This is a genomic window from Streptomyces sp. NPDC014734 (genome assembly GCF_043083325.1).
Taxonomy (GTDB): domain Bacteria; phylum Actinomycetota; class Actinomycetes; order Streptomycetales; family Streptomycetaceae; genus Streptomyces.
Genome location: NZ_JBIBYN010000010.1, coordinates 167,775 through 187,082 on the forward strand (window position 1 = coordinate 167,775; position 19,308 = coordinate 187,082).

The window sequence follows — 19,308 nt, forward strand, 5'->3', positions numbered from 1 at the left end:
CCCGTTCCGCGACTGCTCCTCGGGGACTCGGAGGACACACCCATGCGCGCGATAGACGTCGCACCCGTCGTCCTGCTGGGCGCCGCCGCCTACGCCCTGACCGCTCCGGCCGCGACCGCGTACGCCGAGGGTCCGGGAGGCGCGTCCTCCACGACCGGATACACCGTCACTCCGTCGGTGGTCGCGCCGGGGAGCCAGGTCGTCCTGGCCGCCCGGGGGTGCTCTGCAACAGCCACGGCAGGCTCCGGAGTGTTCGACACGGTCACCATTCCCCCCGGTGGCACCGCGGCGGCCACGGTCGACCGGGACGCGAGACCCGGCGTCGCCCACGAGGTGACGTTCATCTGCGACGCGTCGCCCGCCGCCACGGTCGCGGTCGCCATCGTGGTCGGTCCCGCCCCGGGCGCCCCGGCCACCGCCGCCGCGGTACGGGGCGGGCGGGGCGGCGACACCGACCGGACGCGCACCGCCGAGGTGGCCGCGGGAACGGCGGCGGCGGTCGTCACCGCCACCGCCGCCGTCCACGTGGTGCGTCACCGCAAGGAGAGCCGTCCGCGCTGAGGGCAGGACAGCGCGGTTCGACACGCCCCTCGCCCCGGGACCTCCACCAGGTCCCGGGGCGAGGGGCGTGTCGGACCGGTCACCGACGCCGCGGCACGGTGATCCGGTAGCCGTCGTCGAGCAGTTCCGGCAGGTACCGTCGCAACGCCGCCACGCTCTGTGAACGGTCTCCCCCGGCGTCGTGCGACAGCACCACGACACCGGGCGCCGCGCCCGCCCGGACCCGGCGGACGATGGCTCCGGCACCGGGCCGCGTCCAGTCCAGGGTGTCGACGGTCCAGGCCATCGGCTCCATGCCGAGTTCGGCGCCGGTCTCGAAGGAGCACCGGTTCCACGCCCCGTACGGTGCCCGGTACCAGGACGGTGGAGCGCCGGTGGCCCGCTCGATCACGTCGCTGGTACGGCCGAGCTCGTCGCGCACCCCCGCCCGGGAGAGCCTGGTGACCAGCGGATGGCTCCAGGAGTGGTTGCCGATGGTGTGGCCGTCGGCGGCGATCGCCCGCACCAGGTCGCGGTTGTCGTCGGCCATCTCGCCGCAGACGAAGAACATCGCGCGGACATCGTGCTCGCGCAGTGTCGCCAGGATGTGCGGTGTGTGGATCGGGTCGGGACCGTCGTCGAAGGTCAGCACCATGGCCCGGCCGATCTCGGGCAGCGCCTCGAACGGCCGGGTGCGGACCGGTGGCGCGGCGGGCCGGAAACGCGGCGCGGCGCCGCCCGTCATGGGACTCAGCCGGTACCCGGAGGACCGTGTCCGGAGGTCCGCGGGCGGCCCCGCGGCCCCCTTCGGAGGCCTTGCGGGCTGCCGGAACGGCGTTCCGGCCGGATCCGCCGCGATCACCCGCACGGCACCGGCCGTCCCGAGCCCGGCGGCAAGCCGCAACAGCGTCCTGCGCCCCGGCAGCCTCTGATCGTTCGTCATGACCAACAGCTCGCACGTCCGTCGCCCCGGACCGGTGAACGACACCGGTGGCCGGCCGTTTTGCACCCCATGGGGGTACTGCCCATGAGGCAACCGGCGCGCGCCACCCCGCCGTGCCCTCGTCGGGGCCGATTCCGTGAACGGATAGCCTCACTGCCGTGACAGATCAGCAGCGCAGTATGTTCGAACGCGGCACAGATGGACCGAAAGTGATCGTCGCTGGACTGGACGGGTCCGACTCCTCCATGCGTGCCGCCGCGTACGCGGCGGGGCTCGCCCGTCGGCAGGGCGCCGTGCTCGCCCTCGTCTACGTCCAGCCCGTGATCCCCGCCGGTGCGGCGCTGGGCGCCCCGGTCGCCGACACGACGGGGGAGGTCGCGGAGAGCCTGGTGAACGAGATCCGGGAGGCGACGGAGCGGATGAAGGACATATGGAACGTGCGCTGGGAGTTCCACACCTTCCGCGGTGACCCGTACAACGGGCTCGTGACGGCGGCGGACGAGCTGAAGGCCGACGCGGTCGTCGTGGGTGCCTCGGAGTCGGCGGGACACCGGTTCATCGGCTCGGTGGCGGTACGGCTGGTGAAGGCGGGCCGTTGGCCCGTCACGGTGGTCCCGTAGCCGTCGCGGAAGCCTTGCCCCGCCCCGACGGCACGCCGTCTTTCGTCCCGGCTCCGCCTGGGCCATCATGAGCGCCCGTCAGCGACAGCCGTCAGCGAAGAGGTGGGTCATGGCCAGGCTCCGGGTGGGCGAGGGCGTGCTGCGCCGCAAGCCGATCGAGCAGATCGACGAGAAGGGGCCGGCCGGGGACACCACCACTCAGCTCACCCGGACACTCGGCCTCTGGCAGCTCACCGCGATCGGGGTCGGCGGCATCATCGGCGCGGGTATCTTCACCCTCGCCGGAACGGTCGCGAACGGCACCGCCGGTCCGGCGGTCCTGATCTCCTTCCTGATCGCGGGGGTGGCGAGCGCCGCGGCGGCGTTCAGCTACGCGGAGTTCGCGGGCCTGATCCCCAAGGCAGGGTCCGCCTACACCTACGGATACGCGGTGCTCGGCGAGCTGGTCGGCTGGTTCATCGGCTGGGACCTGCTGCTGGAGTACACGGCGATCGTCGCGGTGGTCGCGATCGGCATCTCCGGGTACTTCGGTTTCCTGCTCGGCGAGGTCGGGCTCGACCTGCCGAAGTGGATGCTGGGCGCTCCGGGCACCGGCGACGGCCACCGGGTGGACCTGTTCGCGGCGCTGCTCTGTCTGCTCGTCGCGTACCTCCTGACCCTCGGCATCAAGAACGCCGCCCGCTTCGAGACCGTCGTGGTCGTACTGAAGGTCCTGGTCGTCCTGCTCGTCGTCGGGGTCGGCGTGTTCCACATCAACACCGCCAATTACCATCCGTTCTTCCCCTTCGGCGTGAGCGGTGTCTTCACCGGGGCGGCCACCGTCTTCTTCGCCGTGTTCGGTTACGACGCCATGTCGACCGCCGCCGAGGAGTCCAAGGACGCCCAGCGGCACATGCCGAAGGCGATCCTGTACTCGCTCGCGATCTCCATGGTGCTCTACGTGGCGGCCTGCCTGGTGCTGACGGGGATGCAGAGCTACCAGGACATCGACCCGGAGTCCGGCTTCTCCACCGCCTTCAAGTCGGTGGGACTCAGCAGCCTCGCCGACGTGATCGCGGTGGGCGCGATCATCGGCATCCTCACGGTGATGTTCACCTTCATGCTCGGGGTGACCCGGGTGTGGTTCTCGATGAGCCGTGACGGGCTGCTGCCGAAGTGGTTCGCCAAGACCCACCCGACCCGGCACGTGCCGACGCGGGTGACCTGGATCGTCGGCGGGGCGTCGGCGGTCATCGCCGGGTTCCTGCCGATCGGCGAGGCCGCGGAACTGACGAACATCGGCATTCTGCTGGCGTTCGTCGTGGTGTGCATCGCGGTGATCGTGCTGCGCTACAAGCAGCCCGGTCTGCCGCGCACGTTCCGCACCCCGGGCATGCCGTTCGTTCCGGCCCTGGGCGTGGTGTTCTCCATCTGGCTGATCACCTTCCTGCAGTGGCAGACATGGGTGCGGTTCGTGGTCTGGTTCCTGGTCGGACTGGTGATCTACTTCGGGTATTCGTACCGGAAGTCGGAGTTGGCCGGGGCGTCGCGAAAGGACGCGCGCTGACCGGCGCGGCCGGTCGCCGGTACCCGGTCGCGCCCCCGCGCCGGCCGCCCGCCGTCGTTCGTGACCCCGCCCGTCGTCCGTCGGACCGTTCACCGCACCATTCGCCGCACTGTGCGACCGCTCGTCGCACGGCACCGCTCTTCGCCTGTTCCCGGGCGCCCCGATGCGTTCGGATACGCCAGTCGGCAGGGAAGCGGCAGGGGCCACTGCGGGGAAGGGCGTTCATCATGACCACCACGACGACGGACGAGCGGGCCCTCGCGGATCTTCAGCGGGAGCACGGCCCCGCCCTGTTCCGTTTCCTGCTCGGCCTGACCTTCGGCGACCGGCAGCGCGCCGAGGATCTGCTCCAGGAGACGCTGGTACGGGCCTGGCAGCACCCGGAGGCGTTCGACGCCCCCTACGCGTCGATGCGTCCCTGGCTCTTCACCGTCGCGCGGCGCCTGGCGATCGACGCGCGCCGGTCGCGGCAGGCCCGGCCCGTCGAGGTCGGTGACGTGGTGCTGGAGACCGCCGCGGAGGAGGAGGACAGCGCCGAGGCCACGGTCTCGGCCCTCGACGTGCGGGAGGCGGTGCGCGCCCTCGGTCCGGAGCACCGGGCGGTCCTCGTCCACATGTACTTCCGCGGGCTGAGCGTCGGCGAGACGGCACAGGCCCTCGGCATTCCGCCGGGCACGGTCAAGTCTCGGTCCTACTACGCGCTGCGCCGGCTCTCCCGCAGTCTGCCGGGCTACTCCAGCAGTTCGTCACCGTCCAGCAGCGCGAGCAGTGACGCCGCCTGCGCGACCTCCACGTAGTCGGCTGCGCAGGAGTCGCAGGTCCCGAGGTGGCGGGTGACGGCACCGGTCTCGGCGGCCGTGAGCGCGTCGAGGACGTAGGCACCGAGCAACTGCCGCACGTGCGGGCCCTCCCGGGGATCGGCGGTCATCGCATCCTCGTGTCGTGGGCGGATCGGTTCGTAACGGATCCTGTCCTTCTGGCCACGCGCGCCGGGCTCCCCCGGTTCAATGCTCCCTGGAGCCCGGTACCGAGAAGAGGAAGAGGCGAGACGGGATGCGCCCGGAACGTCAGGACGGAACCAGCGGGGGCGGGCCGCTGGTTCCGATGGCCTGGATGTACGCCGAATACGTCGCCGACGAACTGCTGCGGACCGGCGATCTGATGGAACCGTGCACACTGGAGTACCGGGCGGGCCGCGACGCACTCGCGCTGACGGTCTTCCTGTCCGACGTCAGCCACCCCGATGGCGGGTCCGCGGGTGCCCTGCCCGTGATCCGGATCGACGAGTTGCTGCTGTTGACGGCGTACGGCGCGGCCTGGCGCGGCTGGGTCCGTGAACGGCTCGGCACCCTGGAGGACGGACCGGGGCGGACCGGCGGCGGGCCCGGTCCGGATGCCGCACTGGCCCGTGCGGCCTGGCGGTGGCTGGAGGAGACCGAACTGCTCGCGGCCGACCTCGACGCGATCGGTTCGCCGCCCCGTGAACCGTCCGGGGACGACGAGGGTGCGCAGGGGTCGGCCCAGGTGTGGACACCGGCCTGGCAGCTGGGCCTGCCGCTCGGGCACCTGGCGGTCCAGCTCCACTGACCGCCGGCCGGTCCGGTGGTCAGGAACCGTGCACCCCCGCGCGGTACTTCGGCAGCCGCACCGTGATCTTCATCCCGGCACCGATGCCCGTCTCGATGACGAGTCCGTAGTCGTCCCCGTACACCTGGCGCAGCCGTTCGTCGACGTTCGGCAGACCGATGCCGGCGGACCGGCCGCCCTCGCCGCGCAGGATGTGGCGCAGGCGTTCGGGGTCCATTCCGGCTCCGTCGTCCTCGATGACGACCTCGGCCTCCGAGCCCGCGTCGAGTGCGCGGATGGTGATACGGGTCGCGGTCCGGGCCGGCCTGCCGGTACCGGGGGCCCGGGAGGGGGTGACCGCTCCTTCGAGTCCGTGCTTGACGGCGTTCTCGACCAGGGGCTGGAGGCAGAGGAACGGCAGTGCGACGGGCAGCACCTCGGGGGCGACCTGGAGGGTGACCGAGAGGCGTTCGCCGAACCGGGCCCGGACGAGCGCGAGGTACTGATCGATGGAGTGGAGTTCGTCGGCGAGGGTGGTGAAGTCGCCGTTGCTGCGGAACGAGTAGCGGGTGAAGTCGGCGAACTCCAGGAGCAGTTCACGGGCCTTCTCGGGGTCGGTGCGGACGAACGAGGCGATGGCGGCGAGCGAGTTGAAGATGAAGTGCGGGGAGATCTGTGCCCGCAGTGCCCTGATCTCCGCCTCGATGAGCCGGGTGCGGGAACGGTCGAGTTCGGCGAGTTCCAGCTGCACACAGACCCAGCGGGCGACTTCGCCGGCCGCCCTCGCCAGCACCGCCGACTCGCGGGGGGCGTAGGCGACGAGGGTGCCGAGGACCCGATGGTCGACGGTGAGGGGGACGGCGACGGCCCAGCGCAGGGGGCAGTCGACATCGTCGCACTCGCTGGTGAAGGCGGTGCCGCGAGCACTGTCGAGGAGGTCCCGCACCCGGTCCATGACCTGCCTGCCGTGGTGTTCGCCCTCGCCGTCCCAGACGAGCACCCGGTCACGGTCGGTGAGGCAGAGGGCTTCGGTGCCGAGCAGGGAACGGAGCCTGCGGGCGGCCTTGCGGGCGCTCTCCTCGGTGAGGCCCGCGCGCAGGGGGGGTGCGGCGAGGGAGGCGGTGTGGAGGGTTTCGAAGGTGGCGTGCTCGACGGGGGTGCCGATGTCGCTCGGGCGGGCCGTGCGGGCGGTGCGGCGGCCGAGCAGGAAGCCCGCGACCGGCAGCAGCAGGACGAGCACGACGAGAGCCGCGCATCCGGCCCCGGTCATCGCTGTCTCCCCGAGGTGAGTGCCTCCGGCAGATGGAAGCGGGTCATGGCGGCGTTCGTTCCGGGGGGTATCCGGCCGGGCGTGGCCAGGGACACCAGGACCATGGCGAGGAAACCTACGGGCACCGACCAGACGGCGGGCCAGGCGAGCAGTGCGTGCGGCCAGCCGGGCGGGCGCACCGCGCCGCTGACGGTGATCGCGACGGACAGGAACGCGGAGCCGCCGCCGAGGAGCAGCCCGGCGATCGCGCCGGGCGGGGTGAGCCGCCGCCACCAGATCCCGAGGACCAGCAGCGGGCAGAAGGAGGACGCGGAAACGGCGAACGCCATGCCCACCGAGTCGGCCACCGGCACCCGGCTGACCAGCAGCGAACCGGTGAGCGGTACGCACATGGCGAGCACGGTGGCCAGTCGGAAGTTCCGTACGCCCCGGGAGGGGAGCACATCCTGCGTGATGACCCCGGCGACGGCCATCGTGAGACCGGACGCGGTCGACAGGAACGCCGCGAAGGCACCGCCCGCGATGAGCGCGCCGAGCAGGTCCCCGCCGGTCCCGCCGATGAGTCTGCCGGGCAGCAGCAGGACGGCGGCGTCCGCGTCCCCGCCGTGGATCAGTTCGGGGGCGTACAGCCTGCCCAGGGCCCCGTAGACCGGTGGCAGCAGGTAGAACACGCCGATGAGGGCCAGAACGGCGACGGTCGTGCGGCGGGCGTCGCGGCCGTTGGGACTGGTGTAGAAGCGCACGACGACGTGCGGCAGGCCCATGGTGCCGAGGAAGGTGGCGATGATCAGGCCATAGGTGGCGTACAGCGGGTGGTCGGCGCGGAAGACCGAGAGGTGGTCGTCGAAGGTGACGCGGGGCCGTCCGTCGCCCTGCCAGGCAAGGACCAGGAAGATCGCGGGAACGAGGAGGGCGGTCAGCTTCAGCCAGTACTGGAACACCTGAACGAAGGTGATGGACCGCATGCCTCCGGCGGCGACGGCGGCGACGACGACGACCGCCACCAGGACGTCGCCGAGGCGGCCGGGCGCACCGGTGAGGATCTTGAGGGTCAGCCCCGCGCCCTGGAGCTGCGGCACCAGGTACAGCCAGCCCGCGGCGACGACGAGGACGCTGACCATGCGGCGCACCCGCCGCGATTCCAGCCGCCCCTCGGCGAAGTCGGGCAGGGTGTACGCCCCGGACCGGCGCAGCGGTGCCGCGACGAAGACCAGCAGCACCAGGTAGCCGGCGGTGTACCCGACCGGGTACCAGAGCATGTCGGGTCCGTGCACGAGCACCAGGCCCGCGATGCCGAGGAAGGAGGCGGCGGAGAGGTACTCGCCGCTGATCGCCGCGGCGTTGAGCCGGGGCCGCACGGTGCGCGAGGCGACGTAGAAGTCGGAGGTGGTGCGGGAGATCCGCAGTCCGAACCCGCCGACGAGGACGGTCGCGGCGACGACGACGGCGACGGCCGTCACCGCGTACGTACGGCTCACTGCGCGGGGCGGCCTTCCACGAGCCGGGCGAAGTCTCGTTCGTTGCGCTCGGCGCGTCGCACGTACCACCAGGCGGCCAGGGTCAGCGGCGGATACGCGGCGAACCCGAGGGCCGCCCACACCAGGGCGTCGCTGCTCAGGGCCTCGAAGACCAGCGGAAGCGTGCCCACGACGACGGCGAGCACGGCGAACACGGTTATTCCGGCCCGTAGTTGACTGCGCATCAGCGAACGGACGTAGGCGCCGCCGAGCGCGGTCTGCTCGTCGATCTCCGACTGGGTGCGGTAGCGCGGCAGCGGGCGCACCCGCCGGGGCTCCCCCGTCACCACTTCGCGCCGGGGTGTGGGCTCTGCGGACATGGGCCCGGAGTGTACGCAGCACCGGGCCGCCGTGGGAAGGGGGTTGGCCCCTGGTCGGCCCTGGTCAGCGGCCGGTCCGGCGCATGAGCAGATCTCTCAGGGCGCGGCTGTGGCGGCGGCTCACCGCGAGTTCCGCGGTGCCGATGCGCACACTCATGCTGCCCGCGTCGAGGCGTAGTTCGTCGATCCGGCCCAGCGCGACGAGGTGGCGGCGGTGGATGCGTACGAAGCCCCGGGAGCGCCAGCGCTCCTCCAGTGTGGTGAGCGGGACCCGGACGAGGTGGCTGCCGGTGGCGGTGTGCAGCCGGGCGTAGTCGCCCTGGGCCTCGGCGTAGGCGATGTCGTCGATGGGGACGAACCGGATCACTCCGCCGAGCTCCACGGGTATCTGGTCACCGGCGGTGTCCAGTACCGGCGCGGAGCGGTCGCCGACCTGTTCGGCCACGCGGCGGACCGCCTCGGCGAGGCGTTCGCGGCGCACGGGTTTGAGGACGTAGTCGACGGCCTTGAGGTCGAAGGCCTGGACGGCGAAGCCCTCGTGGGCGGTGACGAAGACGATGAGCGGCGGCGCCGCGAATCCGGCCAGCAACTGGGCGACGTCGAGACCGGTGAGGCCGGCCATGTGGATGTCGAGGAAGACGACGTCGAGGGCGGTGGGGTCGTCGGGTCCCGCGTCGACGGCGCCGCCGATCCGGCGCAGCGCCTCGGTGGCGCCCGAGGCGCCCTCGGCGCTGCGGATGCGGGGATCGGCGCGCAGGAGGTAGAGGAGTTCCTCCAGTGCGGGTTCTTCGTCGTCGACGGCGAGTACGCGCAGCATGGGCGGAGTGTAGAACGTGTGTGGGGGTGCCGGGCCGTCGACGGAGCCTGCCGTCCGGCCCCGGGGCGGGAGCCGGTGGCCGGGCCGGGTCATTTGAGGAGTCGGGAGAGCCTGCGGTCGGCAAGCGGTCTGCCGCCGGTCTGGCAGGTCGGGCAGTACTGGAGCGAGGAGTCGCTGAAGGACACCTCCCGGATGGTGTCCCCGCACACGGGGCACGCCTCACCGGTGCGTCCGTGGACGCGCATCGCGCTCCGCTTCTCGGCCTTGAGCTGCCCGGCCGCCAGCCCGCCGGAGCGGACGACCGCGTCGCGGAGCGTGGTGCGCAGCGCGGTGTGGAGCAGGGTGATCTCGTCGTCGGTGAGGCTCGTGGTGAGCTTGTACGGCGACATCTTCGCGGCGTGCAGGATCTCGTCGCTGTAGGCGTTGCCGATGCCCGCGATCAGCGACTGGTCGCGCAGGGCGCCCTTCACCCGCCGGTTGTCCCGCGCGAGCAGTGCGGCGAGCGCGTCGCGGTCGAAGGAGTCGTCGAGCGGGTCCGGGCCCAGCCGGGCGATGCCGGGGACCTCGGCCGGGTCGTGCACCAGGTGTACGGAGAGGCGTTTGGTGCTGCCCGCCTCGGTGAGGTCGAAGCCGTCGCCGCCGATCAGGACGGTGCGCAGGGCCAGGGGCCCCTTGCCGGGGCGGGGCGGGGCCGCGGGGAAGGCGTCCTGCCACCGCAGCCAGCCGGCCCGGGCGAGATGGGTGATCAGGTGCAGCGGCCCCGCCTCGATGTCCAGGAACTTGCCGTGCCGGGCGACGCCGGTGACCGCGGCGCCGTGCAGGGCGGTCAGGGGCGGGTCGTACGTCTTGAGGACGCTGACGGCGAGCGGCAGGACGCGGTCGATCTCCCTCCCGGTCAGGCGGCCGTCGAGGAAGATCCGCAGCGCTTCGACCTCCGGCAGTTCGGGCATGGTTCCAGACTGCCGGACGCGTCGGCCGGTCGCTCGTCAGAGCCCGTACACGCGCTCGGCCGTGGTGGCGAGGACGCGGCCGCGCTCGTCGGCGGTCAGCGAACCGGTGAGGGCGTGTGCCGTGTCGACCACCTCTTCGTACGTCGCGGCGAGTCGGCACACCGGCCAGTCGGAGCCGAACATCAGCCGGTCGGGGCCGAAGGCGTCGAGGACGGTGTCGGCGAAGGGGCGCAGGTCGCTCACCGTCCAGGAGTCCCAGTCGGCCTCGGTGACCAGGCCGGAGAGCTTGCACACGGTGTTGGGGAGGGCGGCGAGGGCGCGCAGGTCGTCGGCCCAGGGGCGCGGTTCACCGGCGGCGACGGGCGGCTTGCCCGCGTGGTCGAGCACGAAGGTCAGCCCGGGCAGCCGGGCGGCGGCCTCGACGACGGCGGGCAGTTGGCGCGGCCGGACGACGACGTCGTGGACGAGTCCGGCGTCGGCGACGGCACGCAGTCCGCGCAGGACGTCGGGGCGCAGCAGCCATCGGGGGTCGGGCTCGTCCTGGACCTGGTGGCGGATGCCGACGAGGCGGTCGCCGCCGGGCAGTTCCCGCAGTGCGGCGAGCGTGTCGGGGACGTCGGGGGCGGTCAGGTCGCACCAGCCGACGACACCGGCGACCAGGTCTTCGGCGTGGGCGAGGGCCAGGAGTTCGGGGGTCTCCCCGGGGACGGTGACGGTCTGGACGAGGACGGTGGCGCACACTCCGGCGGCGCGCGCCTCGGGCTCCAGGTCGGTGAGGGCGAAGGTGCGCCGCAGGGGTGCGAGTGCCTCGCCGGTGATCCATTCCTGGTCGCGGACCGACAGGTCCCAGACGTGGTGGTGCGCGTCGACGACGCGGTCGGGGCCGGTGGTCATGTCACAGCTCCCAGACGACCGGGAGACCGGCCGCGGCCCCGTCCGGCGAGTAGTCGTGCGCGACGTCGAGGAGCTCGGCCATGCGCGCCTGCCAGACGACGTTGGCCGGGAGCGCGTCCAGTTCGGCCAGGAGCGCGGCGTAGTCGTCGCAGTCGATGACGTGGAAGAGGTGGGTGCCGCTGCGCCAGATCGTCCAGGAGGTGGCCCCGGCCGCCCGGATCGCGGCGGTGAGTTCCGCCGGGACCTCGCGGTGCGCGGCCTCGTACTCCTCGACGCGGTCGGCGCGGACCTCGGTGTGCAGGGCGATTCTCATGTCAGTGTCCGTCCTCGGTCAGCAGTCCCTCGGCGCGCAGTTCGGCCCAGAGGTCGTCGGGTATCGGGCGGCGGAGGAGGGCCGCCGCGTCGCGGACCTCGTCCGGGGAGCGGGCACCGACGAGCACTCCGGCGACGGCGGGGTGGGCGAGCGGGTAGTGGAGGGCGGCGGCTCTCAGCGGGACGCCGTGGCCCTCGGTGACGGCCTTGATGCGCAGGGCCCGGTCCAGCAGGGTCAGAGGTGCTGCCGCGTAGTCGTACGTGGCGCCGGGGCGGGGGTCGGCGAGCAGCCCGGAGTTGAACACCCCACCGATGACGACCCCGCGCCCGCGGGCGGCCGCCTCGGGCAGCAGTTCGGTGAGGGCCGACTGGTCGAGGAGGGTGTGGCGGCCCGCGCAGAGCACGACGTCGACATCGGTGTCGCGCAGGAAGCGGGTGAGCAGGGCGGTCTGGTTCATCCCGGCGCCGATGGCTCCGACGACGCCCTGTGCGCGCAGCCTCTCCAGCTCCGGGTAGGCCTCGCCGAACGCGGCCTCGGCGTGGTCGTCGGGGTCGTGCAGGTAGGCGATGTCGACGCGGTCGAGGCCGAGGCGTTCCAGGCTGTCGCCGATGCTGCGTCGTACGCCCTCGGCGCTGAAGTCCCAGCGGCGGCGGTGGGTGGCCGGTACGGCGAAGCCCTCGGAGAGGCCGCCGGACGGGTCCGCGGGGGTGGGACTTCCGGAGGGCAGCGGGTCGAGCACCCGGCCCACCTTGGTGGAGAGCACGTACGCGTCGCGGGGTCTGCCGCGCAGGGCCTCGCCGAGGCGTCGTTCGGAGAGGCCGAGTCCGTAGTGGGGCGCGGTGTCGAAGTAGCGGACGCCCTCGTCCCAGGCGGCGTCCACGGCCGCGGCGGCCCGGTCGGGGGCCACGGCGGCGAAGAGGTTGCCGATGGCAGCCGCTCCGAAGGACAGCTCGGTGACCTCGACCGCACTGTTCCCGAGCCTGTTGCGCCGCATGGATCCGTCGCCCTCCCCCGTGATCATGTCCCGCATACAGCGAATATTCATCGGATCACTTGGGGGCGTCAACCTCTCAGGCGGCACTGATCACCGGGGCTTCTCGGAAAATTCCAGGCAATCTGTCCGATCTATGACGTTCAATGGGCGTGAAAACGCGAAGGGCGCTCGACGGCGCGAGGACGCGGGTCGCTCACTCGGGCGGCAGCAGCGTGAGCAGCTCCGCCACCTCGTCGCCGGCACGGACCGCCAGCCGTTCCAGGTCCGGCAGCGCCTTCCCGTCGGCCACCAGCCCGACGTGCACCCGCCCGCCGTACGTGGACAGCGCGACGGCGAGTGCCTGGCCCCGTGCCAGCGGCGCCATCGGGTACACCGCGCGCAGCGGGCAGCCGCCGAGCGAGAGGGCCGAGCGCGGCAGCGGCACGCTGGTGACCAGGACGTCGAACAGCATCCGGGCCGCGCCACCGGCGATCGGCGCCCCGAAACGATGGGCCAGCGACGGCAGTTGATCGGCGAGCACGGCGACCGCGCCGGCTCCGCGCAACGGCCCCGCGGACTTGTTCCGGTCCATGGCCGCGCGGACGCGACCGAGCCGTCTCCAGGGGTCGGGTTCACGCACGGGCAGTCCGAGCAGGTAGCCGGAGAGCCTGTTCCCGGTCGCGGCGGCCCGACCCGGCCGGCGTCGCGAGACCGGAACGAGTGCGCGCGGGTCGTCGGCGGGCAGCGACTCCCCCCGCTCCAGCATCCAGCGGCGCAGCGCCCCGGCGACGATGCCCAGCAGGACGTCGTTGACCGTGCCCCCCGCGGCCCGGCGGATGCGCCGGACGGCGGCGAGGTCCAGATCGGCGGTGGCCAGTCGCCGGGTGCCGCTGGACCGCGCGGTGAGCGCGGGCACGCCTCGCGGGTCCAGCCGGCTGGCACGCACCATGGACGCCCCGACGCCCAGAGCCCGCCCGAGATCCTCGATCCGTCCCAGTGCCAGGCCCGCCACCTGGCGCGGGCCCGGCATCCAGGAACGGGGCGGGACCGCACGCGCCCGGACCGACGGGGCACCACCCCGGGGCCGGTCGGCGAGCGGGGCGATCTCGTCGAAGATCCCGGCGCCGATGGCGACCGCGCGCATGCCGTCGGCGAGCGCGTGGTGGAGCTTGACGAGAACGGCGAACGGACCGCCGTCCGGGCTGCCGATCACGTACATCTGCCAGGGCGGCCTGCCTCGTTCCAGGGGCCGTTCCATCAGCTCACCGGCGAGCCGGGTGGCGTCCGCGAGAAATCCGGCATCGCCGCACCGCGCCCATGGCCGGCCCGTCGTCACCCGCTCGATGTGGTGGCGTACGTCGATGTCCTTGTCCGTGAACCAGGCGGCGCCGCCGACCGGCAACAGGACGTCCCTGACCCGCATCCGCAGCCGGGGGATCGCCTCGGTGCGGGCGGCCAGCAGGTCCACGACGGTTCCGGGGCCGGCGGCGCCCTCCGGGCCGGTGGCCGGGGAGAAGACGGCGAGCGCGCCGAGGTGCATGGGGTGGGTGTCGGATTCGAGGTGCCAGAAGGCCAGGTCCAGCGGTGTCAGGAGTTCGGTGCCCAACGGGTCCCCATGTCATCGGCGGACGAAGACGAACGGAGTCGCTCTCGGAAACGCGACCGGAAGCACGGCAGGACGACCCACCGATCCGGAGTCAATCGCTTTCGGTCAATCGCGGTCAAGCACCGACATATGATCTTCTTCCGCGACCGCGAGACGGAGGAAGGGCCGCCACGTTCCGAGGGGCCGGCCCCGGCCCAGGGGCTGTCACGCACCCGGCCCGGTCGCACACAGCCCCGGTCCCGTTCCGGCGGTCAGTCCCGTTCCGGGATGACGAACTCGCTCCACACGCACTTTCCGGTACCGCGCGACTCCACTCCCCAGAGGTCCGCGAGCCGGTCCACCAGCATCAGCCCCCGGCCCGAGACCCCCGTCTCCCCCGCGTCCCTGCGGCGGGGCAACGCACTGGAACGGTCCTCGACATCGACGCGCAGACGTCGCTCGGGGCCGGTGAGCACCCGGATCGTGACGATCGCCCCACCGTCCGTGTGCATGAGCGCGTTCGTGATCAGCTCGTCGGCGGCGAGTTCGATCTCGTCGGCCCGTACCCCGGCGCCCCAGGCCCGCACCGCCGCCCGGATCATGTGCCGCGCGGCGCTCAGCGCCTCCGACTCGCCCTGGGCTACGTGCTGCTGGAGCCGACCGCCGGGCTGGGGCGCGTGCGCCGCCTCGCGGCCCAGCAGCAGCACCGCCACGTCGTCCTCCCCACCGCGGTCGTCGACCGCCTCGCAGAGCTGGTCGGCGAGCTTCTGGAGATCCCGGGGCCCCGTACGCACCAACGACGTCAGCAGGTGCATGCCCTCGTCGAGATCGGCGCCGGGCAGTTCGACAAGACCGTCGGTGAACAGCACCAGCGCCTGCCCCGGGTCCAGCTCCACCGTGCCGACCGGGTACTCCAGCCGTCCGAACTCGGCGGAGAGCCCCAGCGGCAGCCCGCCCTCGGCGGGAAGCCTGCGGCAGTCGCCGTCGACGTCGCGCACCAGTGGGTCGACGTGACCGGCCCGGACCAGTTGCACCACCCCGGTCGTCAGATCCACCTCGGCATAGGTGCAGGTGGCGAAGCGGTCCGTGTCCAGTTCGTGAAGGAAGACGGACGCCCGGGCCATCACCGTCGCGGGACTGTGCCCCTCGGCCGCGTAGGCTCTCAGCACGATGCGCAGCTGCCCCATCACGGCCGCCGCGTGTGTGTCGTGGCCCTGCACGTCCCCGATGACCGCCCCCACCCGTCCGCCGGGGAGCGGGATGACGTCGTACCAGTCGCCCCCGATGTCCCGGCCCAGCCGGGCCGACCGGTAGCGCACCGCCACCTGCGCGCCCGGCACGTCGGGAATCCGGCGCGGCAGCATGGCCTGCTGGAGGCCCTCGGCGAGATCGTGCTCCTGCTCGTAGAGCATGGCCCGCTGAAGACTCTGGGCGATGGAGCTGCCGAGCGCGACCAGCAGATTGCGTTCGTCGTCGGTGAAGCCGCCCTTGTCGCTGTACAGCAGCCCGAGGGCGCCGATGGGCCGGGCCTGGGCGATCAGCGGCAGATAGGCGGCGGACGTGATGCCCAGGTGGCTGATGTGGGGCCACAGGATCGGGTAGGAGGCGGCGAAGTCCGCCGCCGATTCGATGAAACGGGGCGCGAGCGTGCGCACCACCTCACTCATCGGGTACGGCTCGTCCGTCCGGGTGTAGCGGGTGCCGGGGACGAACGAGCCCTCCGGGCCGTCCGCGACCAGGTGGATGCGTCCGGCCTCGATCAGCCCCACGACCAGACTGGTGGCGCCGAGGTGCGCCAGCCCCTGGGAGTTCCGCAGCACCTCGATGACGTCCCCGACCGTCCGCGCGTGGGCAAGCGCGGCCGTGGTGCCGTCCACGAGACTGGTGCGCCGTCGGCGCCGCCGGTCGAGGTCCTGCCGGACGGTGGCGTCGGAGAGCTCCTGGGTCGCGTCCCGGACGATGCCGATGATGCGCCGGGGGCGGCCGGTCCCGTCGCGGCGGATGAACCCCTGTGTGTGGGTCCATCGCAGGCTCCCGTCGCGTCTGAGGACCCTGAAGTACGCACCGTAGTTGCTCTCCCCGCTCTTGAGCGCCCGCGCGACCATGGCGTCCAGGCGCACCGCCTCGTCCGGCGGCACCCGCACCCCGAGCGACTCCGGCCGGTCGTCGTACTCCTCGGCCCGCAGATCGAACACGTCGAGCGCGGGCCGGTCCATGTGCATGAGGCCACTGTCGAGGTCCCAGTCGAAGCAGCCCATACGGTTCAGGGCGAGACTGAGATCCGGGTGGGCGGGCCAGTCGTCCGGGAGTGACAGGGCACCCGCTACCCGATCATCCATGTGGGTCACTCTGCCATCATTTGTCCGATTCTTCGAGCGAACGCCGCGCCCCCCGGGGGCTTCCGGGGCGGACACCCGGGGACGACGCGGGGCGGCGCGGCGAGCCGCCCGGAGCGGCGCCCGCCCGGAGGCGGCAGGTCAGGAACGGTTACCGTGTCCCATGAAGCTCGGTAAGCCGAGCCTTACAAGCTGGGGAGCAATACGCCGGGAGCCCGCCCTTCCCCTGCCCCCCAGCTCGTCACTTCGCCCTGCGTCCGCACCGCCCGCATCGGCCCGTTCTAAGGACCTGCACTCCATGACCCGCCCCGTCCGCGTCGCCATAGTCGGAGCCGGCCCCGCCGGAATCTACGCAGCGGACGCGCTGCTCAAATCCGAGGCCGCACAGGACCCGGGTGTTTCGATCGACCTGTTCGAACGGATGCCCGCCCCCTTCGGCCTGATCCGCTACGGGGTCGCCCCCGACCACCCGCGGATCAAGGGCATCGTGCAGGCGCTGCACCAGGTGCTCGACAAGCCCCAGCTTCGCCTGTTCGGCAATGTCGACTACCCCTCCGACATCGACCTGGACGACCTGCGGTCGTTCTACGACGCCGTGATCTTCTCCACCGGTGCCGACGCGGACCGCGCGCTCGACATCCCCGGCAGCGATCTGGACGGATCCCACGGCGCGGCCGACTTCGTCTCCTGGTACGACGGCCACCCGGACGTGCCGCGCACCTGGCCCCTGGAGGCCGAGAAGGTCGCCGTGCTCGGGGTCGGCAACGTGGCCCTGGACGTGGCGCGCGTCCTCGCCAAGACGGCGGACGAACTGCTGCCGACCGAGATACCCGCCAACGTCTACGACGGGCTCAAGGCCAACAAGGCCCTGGAGGTGCACGTCTTCGGCCGCCGCGGTCCGGCGCAGGCCAAGTTCAGCCCGATGGAGCTGCGCGAGCTGGACCACTCACCGAACATCGAGGTCATCGTCAACCCCGAGGACATCGAGTACGACAAGGGCTCGATCGAGACCCGGCGCAACAACAAGCAGGCCAACATGGTGGCCTCCACACTGGAGAACTGGGCCATCCGCGACGTGGGCGACCGCCCGCACAGGCTCTTCCTGCACTTCTTCGAGTCCCCGACGGAAATCCTCGGAGCGGACGGCCGGGTCGCCGGCCTGCGGACCGAGCGGACCGAACTGGACGGCACCGGCAACGTCCGGGGTACCGGGCAGTTCACCGACTGGGACGTGCAGAGCGTCTACCGCGCCGTGGGCTACTACTCGCAGGAGTTGCCCAAGCTCCCCTTCGACGTGACCTCCGGCACCGTGCCGCACGCCGCGGGGCGGGTCGTCGAGGGCGGGGAGCCGATGGCCTCGGTGTACGTCACCGGGTGGATCAAGCGCGGCCCGGTCGGCCTGATCGGCCACACCAAGGGCGATGCCAACGAGACGGTCGCCTGTCTGCTGGAGGACCGCGCCGCGGGCCGGCTGCCCGCCCCGGCCCGGCCCGAACCGGAAGCCGTCACCGCCCTGCTGGAGGACCGCGGCGTCCGCTACACCACCCGCGAGGGGTGGCACCGCCTGGACGCGCACGAGCAGGCGCTGGGCGCCGAGCAGGGACGCGAGCGCATCAAGGTGGTGGAGCGGGAGGGCATGCTGGACGCCTCCGAGCCCCGTCCCTGACACCTCCGGGCCCGGCCCCTGCCGTATGCCCTCGGCCCCTGCTGCACGACGAAGGGCGGCTCGGTACGCCCCGGGGCTGTCCCGCGATCCGCGTTGAAGCACCACGGATCGCGGGACAGCCCTTCGGCGGAGCCGCCCGGTTCACGGTGTGCTCAACGGCCCTGGAGTGCCTTGACGTTGTCGCCGAAGGTCCAGTTCCTGGAGCCGTCCCAGTTGAGCGACCAGGTCATCAGGCCCTTGAGGGCGTTCCCGTAGTGGCTCCACGCCTGCGACACCTGACTCGGCGTCATGTGGCCGCCACCGGCGCCGGGCTGGGCCGGGAGTCCGGGCACCTGCTTGTCGTAGGGCACCTTGATGGTGGTGCCCTGGACGACGAGCCCCTTGTTCAGGCAGTCCGTCTGGGCGGTGAATCCCTCGACCGTGCCCGCCGAGTACGAGTCCCCGGAGCATCCGTACATGCTGCCGTTGTAGTACTGCATGTTCAGCCACCACAGGCGGCCGTTGTCCGCGTACTTCTTGATGATGGGCAGGTAGGCGCCCCAGATCGACCCGTAGACGATGCTGCCGCCGGTCACGTAGGCGGTCTCCGGAGCCATCGTCAGGCCGAAGTTCGACGGCATCTGCGCGAGGACTCCGTCGATGATGCGGATGAGGTTGGCCTGCGACGCGGACAGCGTGTTGATGTTGCCGCTGCTCGACAGGCCGGTCTCGATGTCGATGTCGATGCCGTCGAAGTTGTACTTCTTCAGGATCGGCACCACCGTCTCGACGAACCGGTCGGCGACGGCGCTGGAGCTGAGGTCGATACCGGCCGTGGCGCCGCCGATGGACATCAGGGTGGTGAGCCCGGACGCCTTGGCCTGACACATCTCGGCGGGGGTCGGGACCTTCACCGTCGAGTCCATGCCGTCCTCCCACAGCACGGTGCCGTCCGAGAGGATGACGGGGAAGGCCGCGTTGATCACGTTGTAGCCGTGCGCCGTGATGCGGCTGTCGGTGACCGGGATCCAGCCGAGGGGCGGGTGCACGCCGTTGGTGGCGCCGTCCCAGTTCTCCCAGTACCCCTGGAGCACCCTGCCGGCGGGCTTCGACTTCACCGCGCACGTGTCCTCCTGCGCGACACCCGGCCTCTCCTGCGCGGCACCCGATGTGGCACCCACCAGCATCTGCACGACGCACGCCGCGGCGACGCCCAGCCCCAGCAGGCGCGATGTCCGACCGATCATGTTCCGTTCCCTTCCGGACGAATGAAACAACGACTACGAAGCTGTCATGGTCCTGACAATCTCGACAGCCGTCGACCGCGAACTCCACGCCACGATGCGCACAACGTAAGTTGGTCCAGACCTTTCGTCAAGAGGTCTGAACCAAAGACGATCCGTGAACCGCGGCCGAACACCGGCACCCCGAGTCGGCCGCGACCTGGGCGATGACTTAGCTTAGGCTTACCTA

General features: G+C 71.9%; 19 protein-coding genes. 6 read left to right on the forward strand and 13 right to left on the reverse strand.

Annotated elements, in window-relative coordinates; genetic code table 11:
- Window positions 1-42: 42 nt before the first annotated feature.
- On the forward strand, window positions 43-561 hold the full coding sequence (locus ACF1CT_RS18380; protein WP_391784895.1) for a hypothetical protein: 519 nt from the start codon (window positions 43-45) through the stop codon (window positions 559-561).
- A 79-nt stretch (window positions 562-640) separates the two neighbouring features.
- Here ACF1CT_RS18380 and ACF1CT_RS18385 read toward each other — a convergent pair whose 3' ends face one another.
- Entirely contained in the window at window positions 641-1,483 is an 843-nt protein-coding gene (locus tag ACF1CT_RS18385; protein WP_391784896.1) for a polysaccharide deacetylase family protein, read from the reverse strand.
- A 158-nt stretch (window positions 1,484-1,641) separates the two neighbouring features.
- Between ACF1CT_RS18385 and ACF1CT_RS18390 the strand changes: the two genes are divergently transcribed.
- From ACF1CT_RS18390 to ACF1CT_RS18400, 3 genes are all read left to right on the forward strand, one after another.
- The gene (locus ACF1CT_RS18390; protein WP_391784897.1) at window positions 1,642-2,103 is read left to right on the forward strand and encodes a universal stress protein; all 462 of its coding nucleotides are present in this window, start codon (window positions 1,642-1,644) and stop codon (window positions 2,101-2,103) included.
- A 109-nt stretch (window positions 2,104-2,212) separates the two neighbouring features.
- Window positions 2,213-3,649: an amino acid permease gene (locus ACF1CT_RS18395; RefSeq protein WP_391784898.1), complete on the forward strand. Its 1,437-nt coding sequence runs from the start codon at window positions 2,213-2,215 to the stop codon at window positions 3,647-3,649.
- A 227-nt stretch (window positions 3,650-3,876) separates the two neighbouring features.
- Window positions 3,877-4,446: a sigma-70 family RNA polymerase sigma factor gene (locus ACF1CT_RS18400; protein WP_391784899.1), complete on the forward strand. Its 570-nt coding sequence runs from the start codon at window positions 3,877-3,879 to the stop codon at window positions 4,444-4,446.
- On the opposite strand, the gene ACF1CT_RS18405 is transcribed toward ACF1CT_RS18400, so the two are convergent.
- A complete protein-coding gene (locus ACF1CT_RS18405) occupies window positions 4,380-4,577 on the reverse strand; it encodes a zf-HC2 domain-containing protein (RefSeq protein ID WP_391784900.1) in 198 nt (65 codons plus the stop codon). The genes ACF1CT_RS18400 and ACF1CT_RS18405 overlap by 67 nt on opposite strands.
- Window positions 4,578-4,702: 125 nt before the next feature.
- Between ACF1CT_RS18405 and ACF1CT_RS18410 the strand changes: the two genes are divergently transcribed.
- Window positions 4,703-5,236, forward strand: coding sequence for a hypothetical protein (locus ACF1CT_RS18410; protein ID WP_391784901.1), 534 nt, complete (start codon window positions 4,703-4,705; stop codon window positions 5,234-5,236).
- 19 nt (window positions 5,237-5,255) lie between these two features.
- Here ACF1CT_RS18410 and ACF1CT_RS18415 read toward each other — a convergent pair whose 3' ends face one another.
- The 10 genes from ACF1CT_RS18415 to ACF1CT_RS18460 all read right to left on the reverse strand — a co-directional run bounded on the left by ACF1CT_RS18415 (window position 5,256) and on the right by ACF1CT_RS18460 (window position 16,193).
- Complete coding sequence (locus ACF1CT_RS18415) at window positions 5,256-6,485, reverse strand: sensor histidine kinase (protein ID WP_391784902.1); 1,230 nt, start codon at window positions 6,483-6,485, stop codon at window positions 5,256-5,258.
- Entirely contained in the window at window positions 6,482-7,963 is a 1,482-nt protein-coding gene (locus ACF1CT_RS18420) for a cation acetate symporter (protein WP_391784903.1), read from the reverse strand. The genes ACF1CT_RS18415 and ACF1CT_RS18420 overlap by 4 nt, the downstream gene beginning before the upstream one ends.
- Window positions 7,960-8,322: a hypothetical protein gene (locus ACF1CT_RS18425; RefSeq protein WP_391784904.1), complete on the reverse strand. Its 363-nt coding sequence runs from the start codon at window positions 8,320-8,322 to the stop codon at window positions 7,960-7,962. Before ACF1CT_RS18425 ends, ACF1CT_RS18420 begins: the two co-directional genes overlap by 4 nt.
- A gap of 64 nt (window positions 8,323-8,386) precedes the next feature.
- Window positions 8,387-9,139 (reverse strand): LytR/AlgR family response regulator transcription factor, encoded by a 753-nt coding sequence (locus tag ACF1CT_RS18430; RefSeq protein ID WP_391784905.1) that lies wholly within the window; start codon window positions 9,137-9,139, stop codon window positions 8,387-8,389.
- 89 nt (window positions 9,140-9,228) lie between these two features.
- Window positions 9,229-10,089 (reverse strand): Fpg/Nei family DNA glycosylase, encoded by an 861-nt coding sequence (locus ACF1CT_RS18435; RefSeq protein WP_391784906.1) that lies wholly within the window; start codon window positions 10,087-10,089, stop codon window positions 9,229-9,231.
- A 36-nt stretch (window positions 10,090-10,125) separates the two neighbouring features.
- Complete coding sequence (locus ACF1CT_RS18440; protein WP_391784907.1) at window positions 10,126-10,983, reverse strand: amidohydrolase family protein; 858 nt, start codon at window positions 10,981-10,983, stop codon at window positions 10,126-10,128.
- A 1-nt stretch (window position 10,984) separates the two neighbouring features.
- Window positions 10,985-11,296, reverse strand: a complete 312-nt coding sequence (locus ACF1CT_RS18445; protein ID WP_391784908.1) for an L-rhamnose mutarotase — start codon at window positions 11,294-11,296, stop codon at window positions 10,985-10,987.
- Between the two features lies 1 nt (window position 11,297).
- On the reverse strand, window positions 11,298-12,290 hold the full coding sequence (locus ACF1CT_RS18450) for an aldo/keto reductase (protein ID WP_391785005.1): 993 nt from the start codon (window positions 12,288-12,290) through the stop codon (window positions 11,298-11,300).
- Window positions 12,291-12,483: 193 nt separating this feature from the next.
- Entirely contained in the window at window positions 12,484-13,875 is a 1,392-nt protein-coding gene (locus ACF1CT_RS18455) for a wax ester/triacylglycerol synthase family O-acyltransferase (protein WP_391784909.1), read from the reverse strand.
- A 251-nt stretch (window positions 13,876-14,126) separates the two neighbouring features.
- Window positions 14,127-16,193, reverse strand: a complete 2,067-nt coding sequence (locus tag ACF1CT_RS18460) for a SpoIIE family protein phosphatase (RefSeq protein ID WP_391784910.1) — start codon at window positions 16,191-16,193, stop codon at window positions 14,127-14,129.
- Window positions 16,194-16,488: 295 nt separating this feature from the next.
- Between ACF1CT_RS18460 and ACF1CT_RS18465 the strand changes: the two genes are divergently transcribed.
- Window positions 16,489-17,856, forward strand: a complete 1,368-nt coding sequence (locus ACF1CT_RS18465; protein ID WP_391784911.1) for an FAD-dependent oxidoreductase — start codon at window positions 16,489-16,491, stop codon at window positions 17,854-17,856.
- A gap of 152 nt (window positions 17,857-18,008) precedes the next feature.
- Here ACF1CT_RS18465 and ACF1CT_RS18470 read toward each other — a convergent pair whose 3' ends face one another.
- On the reverse strand, window positions 18,009-19,082 hold the full coding sequence (locus ACF1CT_RS18470; protein WP_391784912.1) for a chitinase: 1,074 nt from the start codon (window positions 19,080-19,082) through the stop codon (window positions 18,009-18,011).
- Window positions 19,083-19,308: the final 226 nt, after the last annotated feature.